The organism is Brevibacillus nigriterrae, assembly GCF_049846925.1.
In the GTDB taxonomy this organism is placed as follows: domain Bacteria; phylum Bacillota; class Bacilli; order Brevibacillales; family Brevibacillaceae; genus Brevibacillus_H.
In genome coordinates this window covers 1-1,390 of sequence record NZ_JBNCMT010000074.1, presented here as the reverse complement: position 1 = coordinate 1,390, position 1,390 = coordinate 1, and the positions used below count along the sequence as shown (strand labels likewise).

1 tRNA gene and 3 rRNA genes are annotated in these 1,390 nt (G+C 50.4%); all 4 read left to right on the top strand.

Going from position 1 to position 1,390, the window contains the following annotated elements:
• Nucleotides 1-192: ribosomal RNA gene (locus tag ACPW7N_RS26545) — 16S ribosomal RNA — on the top strand; the annotation flags it as partial.
• An 81-nt stretch (nt 193-273) separates the two neighbouring features.
• A tRNA-Ala gene (locus ACPW7N_RS26540) sits at nt 274-349 on the top strand.
• A gap of 59 nt (nt 350-408) precedes the next feature.
• Nucleotides 409-525: ribosomal RNA gene (rrf, locus tag ACPW7N_RS26535) — 5S ribosomal RNA — on the top strand.
• A gap of 275 nt (nt 526-800) precedes the next feature.
• Nucleotides 801-1,390, top strand: a 23S ribosomal RNA gene (locus ACPW7N_RS26530); the annotation flags it as partial.

Genomic DNA, 1,390 nt, shown 5'->3' with positions numbered 1-1,390 from the left:
TCGCGGATCAGCATGCCGCGGTGAATACGTTCCCGGGCCTTGTACACACCGCCCGTCACACCACGAGAGTTTGCAACACCCGAAGTCGGTGAGGTAACCGCAAGGAGCCAGCCGCCGAAGGTGGGGTAGATGATTGGGGTGAAGTCGTAACAAGGTATCCGTACCGGAAGGTGCGGATGGATCACCTCCTTTCTATGGAGAAATTCTTCATCTGATAGATGAAGAAACAGGCTAAGATTCTATCTAGTTTTTAGGGAATCATATCCCTAAAATGGGGCTGTAGCTCAGTTGGGAGAGCGCCTGCCTTGCAAGCAGGAGGTCATCGGTTCGATCCCGTTCAGCTCCACCAATTTTCCAACATTTATGTCTTGAATAGTATGTTGAAGACATAGTATATTGTAATACCCGTCTGGTGATGATGGCGGAGGGGACACACCCGTTCCCATACCGAACACGGCCGTTAAGCCCTCCAGCGCCGATGGTACTTGCTCCGCAGGGAGCCGGGAGAGTAGGACGTTGCCAGGCGGGCACCTTTTGGTGTCTTCTGACCGCTTGTGGTCAACAAAAAACGAGGAAGAGTGAAAAACGTCTCGACGTTTTTCATAAAACTTCAATTATGACCGTTTACGGTCAACAAAAAACGAAGTTTTTTGTTCTTTGAAAACTGGATAACGCAAGTAAAAGCTAAGGATTTTATTTACTGATGTAAGTTTTCATTAGTACTAATCAAATGCAAGGATTACATGCTAAATGCGCCACGTCCTGTGGCAACGCATGCATTAGCACGTCCTGTGCGTCGTGGTTAAGTTACTAAGGGCACACGGTGGATGCCTTGGCGCTAGGAGCCGAAGAAGGACGCAGCGAACTGCGATAAGCCTCGGGGAGCGGTAAGCACGCTTCGATCCGGGGATCTCCGAATGGGGCAACCCACCATCCGTAATGGGATGGTATCCGTTGGTGAATACATAGCCAACGAGAAGGCAGACCCGGTGAACTGAAACATCTAAGTAGCCGGAGGAAGAGAAAACAATAGTGATTCCGTCAGTAGCGGCGAGCGAACGCGGAAGAGCCTAAACCGTAAGGTTTACCTTACGGGGTTGTGGGGCGTCTCACATGGAGTTACAAAAGACACTTGTAGATGAACCGTTTGGGAAGACGGACCAAAGAGCGTGACAGTCGCGTAATCCAAACAAGTGTCTCTCCGAGACCCACCCCGAGTAGCACGGGACACGTGAAATCCCGTGTGAATCTGGCAGGACCATCTGCTAAGGCTAAATACTACCTAGCGACCGATAGTGAACCAGTACCGTGAGGGAAAGGTGAAAAGCACCCCGGGAGGGGAGTGAAATAGTACCTGAAACCGTGTGCTTACAAATAGTCGGAGCACTTT